Source organism: Pontibacter aquaedesilientis (assembly GCF_014773225.1).
Taxonomy (GTDB): domain Bacteria; phylum Bacteroidota; class Bacteroidia; order Cytophagales; family Hymenobacteraceae; genus Pontibacter; species Pontibacter aquaedesilientis.
The window spans coordinates 60,337-73,828 of the sequence record NZ_JACXAJ010000002.1 but is presented as its reverse complement, the minus strand read 5'-3'; the positions used below and the strand labels follow the sequence as shown (position 1 = coordinate 73,828).

General features: G+C 48.1%; 16 protein-coding genes. 9 read left to right on the top strand and 7 right to left on the bottom strand.

The annotated features are described in order from the left end of the window. Positions 1-187: 187 nt before the first annotated feature. Positions 188-1,525: a hemolysin family protein gene (locus H9Q13_RS05305; RefSeq protein WP_191182745.1), complete on the top strand. Its 1,338-nt coding sequence runs from the start codon at positions 188-190 to the stop codon at positions 1,523-1,525. A gap of 9 nt (positions 1,526-1,534) precedes the next feature. Here H9Q13_RS05305 and H9Q13_RS05300 read toward each other — a convergent pair whose 3' ends face one another. Beyond that, positions 1,535-2,056 (bottom strand): gamma carbonic anhydrase family protein, encoded by a 522-nt coding sequence (locus tag H9Q13_RS05300; RefSeq protein WP_191182744.1) that lies wholly within the window; start codon positions 2,054-2,056, stop codon positions 1,535-1,537. A gap of 246 nt (positions 2,057-2,302) precedes the next feature. Beyond that, positions 2,303-3,283 (bottom strand): radical SAM protein, encoded by a 981-nt coding sequence (locus H9Q13_RS05295; protein ID WP_191182743.1) that lies wholly within the window; start codon positions 3,281-3,283, stop codon positions 2,303-2,305. 273 nt (positions 3,284-3,556) lie between these two features. Between H9Q13_RS05295 and H9Q13_RS05290 the strand changes: the two genes are divergently transcribed. Together H9Q13_RS05290 and H9Q13_RS05285 are read left to right on the top strand one after the other, a co-directional pair. Beyond that, positions 3,557-3,943 carry a RidA family protein gene (locus H9Q13_RS05290; RefSeq protein WP_191182742.1) on the top strand — a complete coding sequence of 129 codons (387 nt, stop codon included), beginning with the start codon at positions 3,557-3,559 and terminating at the stop codon, positions 3,941-3,943. A 145-nt stretch (positions 3,944-4,088) separates the two neighbouring features. After that, positions 4,089-4,691, top strand: a complete 603-nt coding sequence (locus H9Q13_RS05285) for a porin family protein (RefSeq protein WP_191182741.1) — start codon at positions 4,089-4,091, stop codon at positions 4,689-4,691. A gap of 73 nt (positions 4,692-4,764) precedes the next feature. On the opposite strand, the gene H9Q13_RS05280 is transcribed toward H9Q13_RS05285, so the two are convergent. Next, positions 4,765-6,291, bottom strand: coding sequence for an AbgT family transporter (locus tag H9Q13_RS05280; RefSeq protein ID WP_191182740.1), 1,527 nt, complete (start codon positions 6,289-6,291; stop codon positions 4,765-4,767). Between the two features lie 165 nt (positions 6,292-6,456). On the opposite strand from H9Q13_RS05280, the gene H9Q13_RS05275 reads away from it, so the two are divergent. From H9Q13_RS05275 to H9Q13_RS05260, 4 genes are all read left to right on the top strand, one after another. Then, on the top strand, positions 6,457-7,356 hold the full coding sequence (locus H9Q13_RS05275) for a S66 peptidase family protein (protein ID WP_191182739.1): 900 nt from the start codon (positions 6,457-6,459) through the stop codon (positions 7,354-7,356). A 110-nt stretch (positions 7,357-7,466) separates the two neighbouring features. Then, positions 7,467-7,973 (top strand): hotdog family protein, encoded by a 507-nt coding sequence (locus H9Q13_RS05270; protein ID WP_191182738.1) that lies wholly within the window; start codon positions 7,467-7,469, stop codon positions 7,971-7,973. Positions 7,974-8,179: 206 nt separating this feature from the next. Continuing rightward, entirely contained in the window at positions 8,180-8,497 is a 318-nt protein-coding gene (locus H9Q13_RS05265) for a hypothetical protein (protein WP_191182737.1), read from the top strand. Positions 8,498-8,538: 41 nt separating this feature from the next. Next, positions 8,539-8,760, top strand: coding sequence for a hypothetical protein (locus H9Q13_RS05260; protein WP_191182736.1), 222 nt, complete (start codon positions 8,539-8,541; stop codon positions 8,758-8,760). A 101-nt stretch (positions 8,761-8,861) separates the two neighbouring features. On the opposite strand, the gene H9Q13_RS05255 is transcribed toward H9Q13_RS05260, so the two are convergent. Continuing rightward, complete coding sequence (locus tag H9Q13_RS05255; RefSeq protein ID WP_191182735.1) at positions 8,862-9,569, bottom strand: endonuclease III domain-containing protein; 708 nt, start codon at positions 9,567-9,569, stop codon at positions 8,862-8,864. Positions 9,570-9,771: 202 nt separating this feature from the next. On the opposite strand from H9Q13_RS05255, the gene H9Q13_RS05250 reads away from it, so the two are divergent. Further along, complete coding sequence (locus H9Q13_RS05250; protein ID WP_191182734.1) at positions 9,772-10,464, top strand: MBL fold metallo-hydrolase; 693 nt, start codon at positions 9,772-9,774, stop codon at positions 10,462-10,464. Positions 10,465-10,589: 125 nt separating this feature from the next. Continuing rightward, the gene (locus tag H9Q13_RS05245; protein WP_191182733.1) at positions 10,590-11,252 is read left to right on the top strand and encodes a DUF2238 domain-containing protein; all 663 of its coding nucleotides are present in this window, start codon (positions 10,590-10,592) and stop codon (positions 11,250-11,252) included. On the opposite strand, the gene H9Q13_RS05240 is transcribed toward H9Q13_RS05245, so the two are convergent. From H9Q13_RS05240 to H9Q13_RS05230, 3 genes are all read right to left on the bottom strand, one after another. Beyond that, the gene (locus H9Q13_RS05240) at positions 11,249-11,647 is read right to left on the bottom strand and encodes a hypothetical protein (RefSeq protein ID WP_191182732.1); all 399 of its coding nucleotides are present in this window, start codon (positions 11,645-11,647) and stop codon (positions 11,249-11,251) included. The two genes, H9Q13_RS05245 and H9Q13_RS05240, sit on opposite strands and share 4 nt — an antisense overlap. A 68-nt stretch (positions 11,648-11,715) precedes the next feature. Beyond that, complete coding sequence (locus H9Q13_RS05235) at positions 11,716-12,381, bottom strand: OmpA family protein (protein WP_191182731.1); 666 nt, start codon at positions 12,379-12,381, stop codon at positions 11,716-11,718. A 328-nt stretch (positions 12,382-12,709) separates the two neighbouring features. Then, positions 12,710-13,471: an OmpA family protein gene (locus H9Q13_RS05230; RefSeq protein ID WP_224744098.1), complete on the bottom strand. Its 762-nt coding sequence runs from the start codon at positions 13,469-13,471 to the stop codon at positions 12,710-12,712. Positions 13,472-13,492 lie beyond the last annotated feature (21 nt).

Below are 13,492 nucleotides of genomic sequence, written 5' to 3'. Positions count from 1 at the left end.
ATAAAAGGTGTCGTACGACACCTTTTATGTTTTCACTGTTGCTGGTTTTGCACGCCTGCTTTCTATTTGCACACCATAATTTTCTGCCTTTGGTAGGTATTATTTCACATAGCTTGTACATATATAGCAAAAGCACGTATTTTAGCTTAATTTTACGCTGCAGGCAGCAAAACTGCTAAGACACGCTATGGTTCTGAACATCCTACTCACTATATTTCTGGTATTGCTCAACGGTTTCTTTGTGGCCGCAGAGTTTGCGATTGTTAAAGTGAGGGCTTCACAGATTGAGCTGCGTGCGCAGGCGGGAAGCTCTATGGCCAAACTGGCCCAACACATGCTCACCCACCTCGACGCTTACCTGTCGGCTACGCAGCTGGGTATAACGCTTGCTTCGCTGGGACTGGGTTGGATCGGCGAGAGCGTTGTGTCCGAGATCGTGATCAACGTCATGGAGTTTTTCGGATTTCAGGGTACTGAGGCCCTGGCTCACAAAATCGCGCTGCCCATCTCATTTGCCATCATTACGGTGCTGCACATCGTGTTTGGTGAGTTAGCCCCTAAATCGCTTGCCATACAGCGCTCTGAGGCTACCACCTTAGCCGTTACCCTGCCGCTCCGTTTTTTCTACTACCTGTTCCGGCCATTTATCTGGATTCTCAACGGTTTTGCCAACTTAGTTTTGCGCTCGATGGGTATACGTCCTGTGCATGGCTCCGAAGTGCACTCCCCCGAAGAACTGCGCCTGCTGTTTGAGCAAAGCGCAGAGGGGGGCCTGCTGGTAGACTCGCAGCATGAGCTTATGGAGAATGTGTTTGAGTTCAATGAGCGTATGGTCAAGCAGGTCATGGTGCCACGCACCCGCATGGTGGCGATCGACTTAACCATACCTGAGCCTGAGCTGATGGAGGTGATTTTTGAGGAAGGTTACTCCAGGCTGCCGGTTTACGATGGGGCCATCGACAATATTGTAGGTGTGCTTTACGTAAAGGATATCCTGAGCATGATGCGCCTGAACGAACCGATCATTATCGAGAAACTCATGCGACCGGCTTACTTCGTGCCTGAAACCAAGAAAATTCCGCGCCTCCTGCAGCAGTTCCAGCGCCGCCACATGCACATGGCCATCGTTACCGACGAGTTTGGCGGTGTCTCGGGCATCGTTACCATCGAGGACATCATTGAGGAACTCGTAGGCGAGATTCAGGATGAGTACGATGAGGAGGTACCGGTTGTAGAGCGCGTGAGTGATTTTGAGTACCGGGTGAACGGTGCCGCCCCTATTTCCGATGCCAACGATTACCTGCCTTTCCCGCTTCCGGAGGGCGATGACTACGAAACCGTAGGCGGACTTGTCACCATGATCTATGGCCACATACCAGACGACCTTAACGAAATGGCGGATTTCAATGAGTACGAAATCCGGGTTTTGGAAAAATCTGACCGCCGTGTGGAGTGGGTGCTCTTTACCATTCGGGAAGATTTCCAATATCAGATTGAGCCGCAGTCAGAACCTCCAACGCTCTAATTCAGACAGCTATACCTCCTGCCCTGTAAACCAGCCACTATACATCACATAGTTGTTGGCTACTTTGTCCAGGCCGTCGATCTGCTCCTGGCTCAACTGCTTCACCTTTCGGGCAGGTATACCTGCGTAGATGTAGCCCGACTCACAAACGGTGTTTTCCAGCACGATGGCTCCGGCTGCCACAATGCAGTTTTTCTGCACAAGCGCATTGTCCATTACAATAGCCCCCATCCCGATCAGTACATTGTCTTCCACGCTGCAGCCATGGACAATGGCATTATGACCGATCGACACGTTGCTGCCGATGGTGGTGGCCGCTTTCTGGTAGGTACAGTGGATTACGGCACCGTCCTGGATGTTGGTCTTGTCACCGATACGGATGGCGTTCACATCGCCCCGAATGACGGCATTAAACCACACCGAGCACTCCTTTCCTAGTACCACATCGCCCACAATGGTGGCGTTTTCAGCAACAAAACAGTCAGCACCCAACTGAGGCGCTATACCTTTCACAGGAAGTATTACAGGCATATTTTTTAGTTTAGAAGTTAGAAAGTTTGGAAGTTTGAGAGTTTAGAAGTTAGAGAGTTTAAGAGTCACGAGTTCTGAGTTCTGAGTTAGTGGTACGTTATGAGGGCAAGTAGCGACCTTCCCGGTGATTCTTGCCGAATAACGAACAACGGGTAACGAACAACGAAACCGGCCTGCCCAAGTCGTACACTAAACGATCAACAATCAGCAATTTAACCATTTAACAATCAACAATTTAACCATTCATCAATTCAAAAGCCTCTTCCAGGTGCCTTTGCTTAGGTTATACCTGAGTGTGCTTGGTAGGGCCTTCCAGAAGTATTTATTTATTTCTACGGCGAAGCTGGGCTGCATGTAGCAATTGATGGTACAGCCTTCGCAGGCAGGCAGTCTTCCTTCCAGTTTTTTCAGCGCCTCCACCTCCTGGCTCAGGTATAGCGCATGCAGTTGGCCTTCTATCGGGAAACTTTTGGTGCCCAGGTGGTAACAGGGCAGCACCAGTTCATTCTCAGGCGAGATCACCAACGTGGTGCTGGCTGCTTTGCAAACTGGGTCAGCCACATGGTTGCCCCCATCGCGTCGTAGCTGTACAAAGCCCTCGTTCAGGTATACGCCCCTGCGTTTGCCGAAAGCAGTCAGGTAGTTGAGTTCTTCTTCTGTTAGCTGTTCGCCCACGGCCACATCGTTGTACTCGAAGGCCGGGTTGATGATCAGCATGAGTTTATTGGGCTGCGTGATGGTGCGGTATACCTCCTCCAGTTGGTCCAGATTGTGCCGAAACACCGTGAACAGGATATCGGGCCGCTCCCCGAGCCGCTTCGCCACCTGTATCGACTCCATCACAAAGTCAAAGCAGGCCACGCCCCTGCCGGTATCGTGCTCTTGCTTGTGAGCCGAGTCCAGCGAAAAGTGCAGCATGTCTATCTTGCCTTTGAGCCGATCGGCCAGTTTAGGGTATAGCAGCCCGTTGGTAGTAAGCGTGGTGATGAAGCCCATATCGTGCGCCATCCCCAGAAATTGGTCTATCTCACGGTGCAGCAAGGGCTCACCGCCTGTGAAGTCGATTACCTGCACACCCAGCCGTTTCAGGTCACGCAGGTTTTGGGCGACGTCCTCCAAAGTAATGTAAGGCGAAGGCTTCTCCCAGATGTCGCAGAACGAGCACTTTGCGTTACAGCGGTACGTAACGTAGTAGTTGCAAAGCACAGGTTTAGATCTCAGACGCATTCGGTGGAGCAGTATAAACTCAAAATTAAGGATTATGCGGGAGTATCAGGTATAGGAAGCCCGATGAATTTGCCACCCCTAAGATAAATCAGTGATATGAATGTGTTTATTATTGACCGAAGGAGGGTTAAATTGTTGAATTGTTTAATGGTTGATTAAATAATTCCGGTGCACGATTCGGACAGGTCACAACCTGTCCTTACAAAACCTTTCACCTTTCTGACTTCTAAATTCAAAACTTTATAACTTCCAAACTCTCAAATTCTTAAACTTATGAAAAGACAAAACATATCCTCTGGCGCCGTATGGGAAGACATCGTAGGATATAGTCGCGCGGTCCGCATTGGTAATGTAGTAGAAGTAGCCGGGACCACCGCAACCGATGGCGACCAGGTAACAGGTATAGGTAGCCCGTATGAGCAAACCAGGTATACGCTCAAGAAGATTGAGAAGGCATTACAACAGGCCGGAGCTACACTGCAAGACGTGATCCGTACCCGCATTTACGTCACTGACATCAGCCAGTGGGAAGAAGTTGGCCGCGCTCATGGCGAGTTCTTCCAGGACATAAAACCAGCCACTACCATGGTAGAGGTAAAGGCGCTTATCAATCCGGACTTACTTGTAGAAATTGAAGCCACAGCCGTACTTCCCGTTTAATACCCCAAGCTGAAAGTCAGCAGCACAGAAGACCGCACACTAAAGTTTATATTTATCAGGCTACGTACTAACTAGCTATTTGCAATTCGTTATACTTTTGCTTTGAAAGCATGTATAAGCCAAGGTTAAATTTAAGAAGACAACAATGAAGATTCCTTTACTAACTATATTTACTCTTATTGCTATCGGTACGGCAGCCCAGGCACAGACTGTTACCGGTGGTGTGAAGGCTGGTGTTGGTTCATCGAGTGTGGATGTGCAGGACGTGATCAGCAACCCATCAGAGTATGCTAAAAAGGAATCTGTGACAAGCTATCATGCCGGAGCTTATGCCCGCCTAAACATTATGGGCTTCTTTATACAACCTGAAGCCATTTTTACCCAGACAGGGGGGCGATTGCAGTCAGGACCTGACGCTACCTTAGCTAACCAAGTGGCTGACCTCAAATTCAACAGACTGGACGTACCTATTATGGCAGGCATAACCTTTGGCAACATAGTGCGCATTCAGGCAGGGCCGGTGGCCTCTACGCTGTTGAGTGCCCGCCAAGACGATCAGGATATAAAGAGCTTCCTGGAAAAATCAGATTGGGGCTATCAGGCAGGTATAGGACTCGACATTAAAAGGATGACCGTCGACCTGCGCTACGAGCATATCAGCCGCAACTATCAAAACGAATCTGACCAAAGCAATTACAATCTGGCCAACCAGCAATTTTTGCTCAGCCTGGGGCTGAAACTGTTTTAAAGTAAAAGTATAAAAAAGCGCCCGTGCAACATAAGTCTGCACGGGCGCTTTTTTATTGGTCTGATTGAATCGGTTAAGGCATGTACATTTCCGCCCCTGGCCCAATCGGTAAGCCAACCAATATCCAGATAATCAAAAGGATAACCCAACCGATAAAGAAGGCTACAGAATATGGCAGCATGGTTGAGATAACGGTACCTATACCTGCGTTTTTGTCGTAGCGCTGTATAAAGGCCACGATCAGGGCGAAGTAGGACATCATCGGGGAGATAATATTGGTCACACTGTCGCCGATGCGGTAAGCCACCTGCGTGAACTCCGGGGTATAGCCCAGCAGCATGAACATCGGTATAAACACCGGCGCCATGATAGCCCACTTGGCTGAAGCAGAGCCCATTACCAAGTTGATGACAGCCGCTACCAAAATGAACATCACCATCAGCGGAATATCACTCAGTCCCATCGTCTTGAGTACATCAGCCCCGTTGATTGCCAGGATCAGGCCAAGGTTGGTCCAGTTGAAATAGGCCACGAACTGCGCCGCGAAGAACACCAGCACGATGTAAGAGCCCAGCGTTTCCATGGACTTGGACATACCACGCATCACGTCGCTGTCATTCTTGATCGTTTTGGCACCAACGCCATAGGCTATACCTGCAATGGCAGAAAGCAGGAAAATGAAGGCTACTATACCTGACATGAACGGTGAGTTCAGCACCTCTCCCGTATCCGGGTTGCGCAGGTAACCTTCTTCCGGAAGCAAACCGCCCAGGATAAAAGCAATCGACGCCACGATGGCGATTGTCGCGTATAGCAGGCCTTTCTTCTCGTCTTTGTTGAGTCTGTCGATGCTTTGTGGCTTCTCGTCGCCGGTATACTCTCCAAGTCGTGGCAGTACCACCTTTTCCGTTACCCAGGTTCCCAAAGCAGCGATCAGGAAAGTAGAAACGAACATGAAGTAATAGTTGGCCGCTGGGTTCACGGTATAATCCGCGTCAATGATACGGGCCGCCTCTGTAGACAAACCGGCCAAAAGCGGATCGATTGTACCCAAAAGCAAGTTAGCGCTGTAACCACCCGACACACCAGCAAAAGCTGCCGCCAGACCAGCCAGCGGGTGACGGCCGGCCGCCAGGAAGATAACCGCCGCCAATGGCACCAAAAGCACATAACCAACTTCAGAAGCGGTGTTGGAGATAACGCCGGCAAACACGATCACGAACGTGAGCAGTTTCTTAGGCGATGACAAAACAACCAAGCGTAGTACCGCACCGATCAGGCCTGTGCCTTCGGCTATACCTATACCCAGTAACGACACCAGCACTGTGCCCAGCGGCGCAAAACTGGTGAAGTTGGTCACCATCTTGGTCAGGATCATGTGCAGGCCCTCTGTCGAAAGCAGGTTAACCGGTGTTATGGTCTCGCCGGTACCAGGGTGCGTTACCGCCAGGTCAAAGAGGCTGGCTACCCAGGAGAGGATGACAACGAGCAGCGCGAAGCCAGCAAATAGCGTGGCAGGGTGCGGCAGCGCGTTACCGATTCGCTCCACCACCGACAGGAACTTGTCAATTCCCGACTTTTTTTTCTGAAGTTCAGTCATAAAAAGGTTAGTTTAAAGTTCCCGTCCAAGCAGCGGCAGCTTAGGTACAGGTGCCGGATAGCAGAGGCCAAAGCAAACGGGGTTCCGAAATTGCCCAAAATTTTGCAGCCTCGCAAATTTTAGCAAAAAGCTATACCTTCGTTTATCATCAAAAATTAGATTACTATGATTACACCACTTCAGCCCGGCGACAAAATCGCCATTATCGCCACTGCCCGACTCATTAGCCGCGAAGAAATTGCCGCCGCCATCGAAATCCTGCAAGGGTGGGGACTTGAAGTGGAAGTAGGCCCCACGGTAGGTGCCCAATATGGCGTGTTTGCCGGTGATGATGCCCTGCGCCTGCAGGACCTGCAACAGGCCCTCGACCGCCCCGATATCAAGGCCATCATCTGTGCCCGTGGTGGCTACGGCACCACCCGCATCCTCGATCAGGTAGACTTCAGCCGTTTTCAGAAGCATCCGAAATGGGTAGTCGGCTTCAGCGACATCACTTCCCTCCTTTGCCACATCCACAACCTAGGTATAGAAAGTGTGCACGGCATCATGCCCTTGCTTTTCCCGAGCGGCACCGAGGCTGCGCTCGACAGTTTGCGAAGCGTGCTTTTTGGCGATGACCTGAGCTACAGTGCCGCGCCGCATGCCTTTAACCGTAACGGTACTGGCGAAGGCGAACTGATTGGCGGCAACCTGGCACTGCTGCACAATGTCTCTGGCACCAGTTCCGACTTCACGACCAAGGGCAAGATCCTGTTTCTGGAAGACGTGGATGAGTACCTCTACAGCATCGATCGCATGATGGTGCACCTCGACCGTGCCGGTAAATTGAAAGATCTCGCCGGCCTCATCGTGGGCCACTTCAGCCTCATGAAAGACAATGCCATTCCTTTCGGCAAAGATGCTTACGAGATCATCGCCGAACATACTGCTAAATATAATTACCCTGTTTGCTACGGTTTCCCGACTGGCCACGAGCCGGATAATCTGGCCTTGGTCTGTGGGAGAAAGGCTAGGCTAGAAGTTGGAGAGAGTGGGGTTAGGCTGGAGTATGTTTATTACACATAACATGCTATATTAGGTGGATAAACGTCACAATGACGTTTACACAGTAGTTGGCGGTAACTAGCTATAAAAGAAATTTAACTTCATAATTAAAAAATTAACTAAAAAATCAAATGAGTAAAGTGTACCATAAAGTAGTGTTTTGCTTAAGTGCAGCAGTTTTGCTTTGCATTTCTTCATGTGCATCTGTAAATTCTAAAGTCTATGAATCATCGAAACTCAAAAGCATTAATAATTGGATTATAGATTTTGCCTACGAAACAGGTTCAGTTGAAGAATTACAAAAAAGTAGTGGAGACTATGAGAGAAAAGTAATCAATAAAGGGCAATCATCTAGTGACCTTCAGTTACGCGACGATTTGTATTATACATTAAAAGATAATTACTCAATTCCAATGAGTAAAGCTTCAACTGAAACAACTGGTATTATACAGTTGCACCCAATCCATTTTGGAGATGGTGGGTTTCAAGTTTTAACAGTTACATTACTTGATAAGAAGGGGGAAACTATAGCCCGTTTGAAAATCAAGAATGGTGATAGAGTAGCAACTTTTAAGAACAACGATAAATTTGCTCGTTACGCAGCAGAAGGTATTGCTAAAGCTATAATACAAAATTGATTCGCTTAGGCTCTAAGTATGTCAATAAATTATAAAAGAGATATAGTTGATTAGTAAATAACTTAAATAGAATGTACCGCTACTGTATTGTTTTAGTCCTTACCTTATTTCCCTCTATAGTTCTTTCCCAAGAGCAATTTCAAATTCAGCAAATCTTCGGTGAAAGTTATGATGAAGTTTTAAGTAAGGTTATCAAGCTAAAGCACATGAAGAACTTTGTCAGAAGCAGCTACTATGATAGTATCTATAATGAAGAAATAAAGTATGAGATTCCTGAAGCTAGCATGAAGGTTTCACTTGTATTTAAAGAGAATATATGTGCTATTATTAAAATTACTTTAAGTAACGAAGGTATAGTTCAGCTTCTCTCCCGAGATATAAAGGAAAATCAAGATTATATATCTGTTACTCCAACAACATGGTTAACATACCAAGTTCGTGGAGACACTATATACCCAATAATTTGGGACACATCTTTAACGAAGGGCATTTATACTATGGTTGGTACTCTTCATGAACCGTAAGTTAATAAAGCCAAATCTTTTCACGTAACCCAATTAGCTTTATGAGAACAATATATGAAATAGAAAAAGATATAGATAAAGCTCAAGCAGACTTCGATAGCTTTATCATGAAAATAGGATTGCTTCATTACCCTTGGCATGATAGTCCAAAAACAAAAGAAGACAAATTAGAAAGCTTAGTAGAAAATGCTAGAGAATCAGAACGACGTCTTCAAGAGTATATAAGTGAGCTTACTCATACTAGAAAAGCAAGAAGATTATAGTTACTTCTAATTATAGTTGCTTCTATTAGAAGAATAGCATCCGCCAACCACGTGCAGCATTTATGTTCGGCTTTGCCTCACCCATATGCTGCACAAGTCCGTTACGCAGCCCGATCCACACCCTTCACCCTTACCTGATTATAGTAATTACAGATCCCATTTAGCACACATTTCTCACATCTTGGGTATGACCAGGTGCAGACCCTTTGCCCGTGCCAGAACAAGTGCTTGTGGAAGTTAAACAGCTCGGTGGCATCTTTTGGCAACATCTCCAGCAGAATGTCGTGGGCTTTGTTGGCCGTTACTTTGGCTCCGATCATCCCTACCCGCTGGCTCACCCGAAACACATGCGTGTCGACGGGCAGCACCGGCTTTTTGAAGTTGAACAGCAGCAGCAAAGTTGCCGTTTTCGGCCCTACGCCGGGCAGACGCGTCAGCCAGGCCATGGCTTCCTCGATGGGCAAATCTTCCAGAAAGTCGATATTCATTTCGCCCCGCTCCTCTTTTATTATGCGCAGGGTTTGCTGTATCTGCGGAGCTTTCTGCAAAGGATAGCGGGTAGTACTCACCGCCTCGGCAAGTTCATCCTCCGGAGCGTTCAATACGCCTTCCCAATCGCCGAAGCGATCCAGCATGGTATAATAAGCCTTTTGCTCGTCGGCATGGTTGGTGCGGTGCGAGAGCATGGTAGAGATTAGCTCCTGCATGTGGCTGCGGCGCGGGTTAAGCTCCAGTCGCTTATACTCCTGGTTGAGTATCTCATGAGTAATCAGGGCTTTTTCTGCTGCGGGCAGTTCATGTCCTTCCATAGTTGTTTTTAAGTCTGGCTGGCCTCCTTTAAACGGCCACTGACTTGCCTTCGTTTTTACCAACCGCAACTTATTTCTGGCTTCCAGAAAGTCACTAAAACTCCTTAGTTTTTCAAGAAAGAATACAAATAATACAACCAATTATTCCTAGTCGCGCTATACCTGTAGTTTTAACATCGATCGGAGGTAAAGAAAAAATCCAATGCGAATTAAATTTTTAGGGACAGGTGGTGCTTTTGACGTGGATTATCTCAATTCAGCTGCTATGTTAGCATTCAGGGACGAATGCTTGCTCATAGACTGCGGCTTTACGGTATACCAAACACTGGTACAGAAAAACCTGATTCACCGCGTTCAATATATTCTGCTCACTCACCTCCACAACGACCATAGTGGCAGCCTAGCCAATGTGCTGCTCCACAGGAGCATTGTCGACCGGGCTGCGCCGCCTACTATCCTATATCCATCAGAGCAATTCAAAAACCAGATCTACGAGTTCCTGAAGATCCAGGTGAAAGACCCCGACAAGTATGCAGAATTTATGCCTCTAGAGGAATTTGATGGAATAAAGGCAGTTGACACGTACGGACAGCACTCAGAAGGACTACAGTCTTATGCCTATATTTTTGAAGAAGAAGACTCCCGTATTGTGTACTCCGGCGACCTGGGCAAACCAGAGGTTCTGTTTGATCGGCTAAGCCGCATGCGCTCGCTGCCCACCTGCGTCTACCACGACATCACATTCCATACAGAAAACACGGGCCATACCTATTATAAAAAACTGCTGCCTTTCATGAACGGGGTAGAGATGTTTGGCTACCACTGCGACCCTACCCAAAACCCTCCCGACAACCCGATCAGACTGGTGTTCTACCAGAAGGAGCTCTTGGCATAAGCCATTCCGGTGAGGCCCAAACAGGTATAGCCATCCTTAAGTGCTTATGCCTTGTATCAATTTTCACTAAACATGTGTATTACTTTTAGGTTAATGCTGCAACAATGCACTAAAACTAAAAGCACATGACGCTCACGATGTCAGCAAATCGCCAGAAGGAAGCCCCTTTTCTGCAAAAGCCATTGCATATGGCGTATGCAGTCCTGTTTATGGTGTTTTGGGCCTACACCGGCATTACGACACCCGACAAACTCAACTGGCTCCTCGAAAACTCACTCACGCTCTCGATGGTCGTCATACTGGTGGCTTTCTACAACATCTTCCGCTTCTCTGACACGAGCTATACCTTGATCTTTCTTTTCTTGCTGCTGCATGTGTATGGCAGTTATTACCAGTATGCCGATAATCCTTTCGGAGAATGGATGAAAGAGCAGTTTAACGCCAGCCGCAACCATTATGACCGGCTGGTGCATTTCGGTTTCGGGCTGCTGCTCACGTACCCACTCTACGAAATTGCGGTCCGTGGCTTCAAAGCGAGTGTGTTTCTGAGTTGTCTGCTCTCTTTATCGCTTATATTGTCGCTGAGTGCGGTCTATGAAGTGGTGGAATGGATTGTGGCCGATTTGGTTTATGAGGGCGATGCGCAGGGAATGGCCTACCTAGGTATGCAGGGTGATATCTGGGATGCGCAAAAGGATATGGCGCTGGCGCTTGTGGGTGGAATAATAGCCATGGGCCTGGCGCTCCTGGTTCGTAAGCAAAAGCGCCAAGGCCCGGCTAATCATTAGTTCAATTCTCTTTTCTTCTTGTAAGTGTCGGTCTTAATTTTGTACTCGTCCTCCTCAAACTTGGCTTTGCCTTGAGCTGTCTCGATTTTGAGTTCGTCATCTTCCATCTTGATCTTCACGAAGTCATCTTCGTACTTCACCTCTTCAAACTGCTGGTAGTAAGCCTGACGGCCTTTCATATAGTTTGCAAATTTCTCCAGCCCCATAGAGCGGGCTAATTTGGCATCAGCACGCAGGGCATCCTGCACTGATACCGGCTCCTCTTTCTCCACCTCCCGCTCTACAGGTGCATTGGCCTCCAGGTCGGCTTCGGTGTTTCGGTCCATTCGCTCGCAAGCGGTAGTTCCCAAGGCTATCAGCATGCTGAAGGCGCCCAGGTATATGATTCTTTTCATGGCTCTTATAAAAAATCAGCCAGCTATACCTGTTCGGTATAACTGGCTTGATGGTTATTTATTTCGATTTACAATTCACCTCTTTCTGCGGCTTTCTTCATCTTCTCGTTCGCGAAGATGGCAATTTCCACACGGCGGTTAGCCTGACGGCCAGCTGCCGTTGAGTTGTCTGCTACCGGGTGGTCAAAAGCCCAGCCCTGTGTCGTGATACGGTTACGGGCAACACCCTGCGCGGCAGCATAGTTGGCCACTGATTGTGCACGGCGCTCAGACAAACGCTGGTTCAGCTCTCGGCTACCGGTGTTATCGGTGTGGCCTTCCACAATCACATTGGTGTCTTCATACTTTTTAAGTGTCGTTGCCAGACGCGCAATGTCGGCCTGTGCATTAGAACGCAGATCAGAAGAGTTCACATCGAACAGGATACCGGAGTCGAAAGTGATTTTGATGCCTTCGCCAACACGCTCTACTTTCGCATTTTCAAGGTCACGGCGTAGCTCTTCGGCTTGCTTGTCCATGCGGCGACCGATCAGGGCACCGGCTGTACCGCCAACGGCAGCGCCTATAATGGCACCGGCTGCTGTGTTTCCGGCTACTTTACCGATTACGCCACCCACTACGGCACCTGAGCCGGCACCGATCGCACCGCCTTTGGCAGTACGGCTGGCATTACATGAGGTAAACAAAAAGCCAAATATGGCAAGCACTGCAAGATAAATTCTGATATTCTTCATAGTCTTAAATTTTATGGTCTGTTTAATGTTCTCAGATCAAGAGCTTAATACTCAAATGGCGGTAAAATGTTGTATCTATATATAGAGTTTGGTGTGCATTGAATGTGAGGGGCATTACAGCCAGAATAGTTACAACTGATGATCAGCTACTTATATTTTCTATATAGTATACGTTAACGGCCTTAAGAATATCAAGTTTACCAAGACACACGTTGATAGTGCCCGTTGCACTTTAAAGAGGAATATCGGGATATAACAAGTTTAAAAGAAAAGCGTCTGCCAGGTATACCCGACAGACGCCTCTCTCAAAAGATTTACTTCAGCTTACTTATTTCAGCTCACCGCTCTCAGCAGCTTTCTTCAACTCTTCACTGGCGACAATGATCACCTCTACACGGCGGTTCTGCTGACGGCCTTCTGCGGTTGTGTTATCGGCTATTGGTTGGTCAAAAGCGTAGCCTTTGGCCTGCATACGCGACGCGTCAACGCCACGGGTACGGGCATAGTTTGCAACCGCCTGCGCACGACGCTCAGACAGTCCCTGGTTCAGTTCACGGCTACCTGTGTTGTCAGTATGGCCCTCAATAATGATGTTAGTGCCTTCATACTTCTTCAGCGTCTCTGCCAGTTTATCGATATCCTTCTTGGCAGAAGCACTCAACTCAGCAGAGTTCACGGCGAACAGGATACCAGAGTCAAAGTTAACACGGATGGCTTCGCCTACGCGCTCCACTTTGGCATTTTCCATGCTTTTCTCCAGCTCTTCGGCCTGCTTGTCCATGCGGCGGCCAATTACAGCACCGGTAGCACCACCAACGGCAGCACCAATAATAGCGCCAGCAGCCGTGTTACCCATTCTGTTACCGATCACGCCACCGATCACAGCACCTGAACCGGCTCCAATGATACCGCCTTTAGTGGTTTTGTTCATACCTGGCTTGTCAGTGCCGGTCGTGCTTGTTTCGGTTTTATTGCCTGTCGTAGTAGATGTATCACCTGTGCCGGAAGTAGTTTGGCGTGTGCCCTGGCATGAAGAGAACAACATGGTTACGGCCAGCATGGATGTCAACGATAGTTTTACTAATTTCATAGTGTCGGATTGTGTTTAATT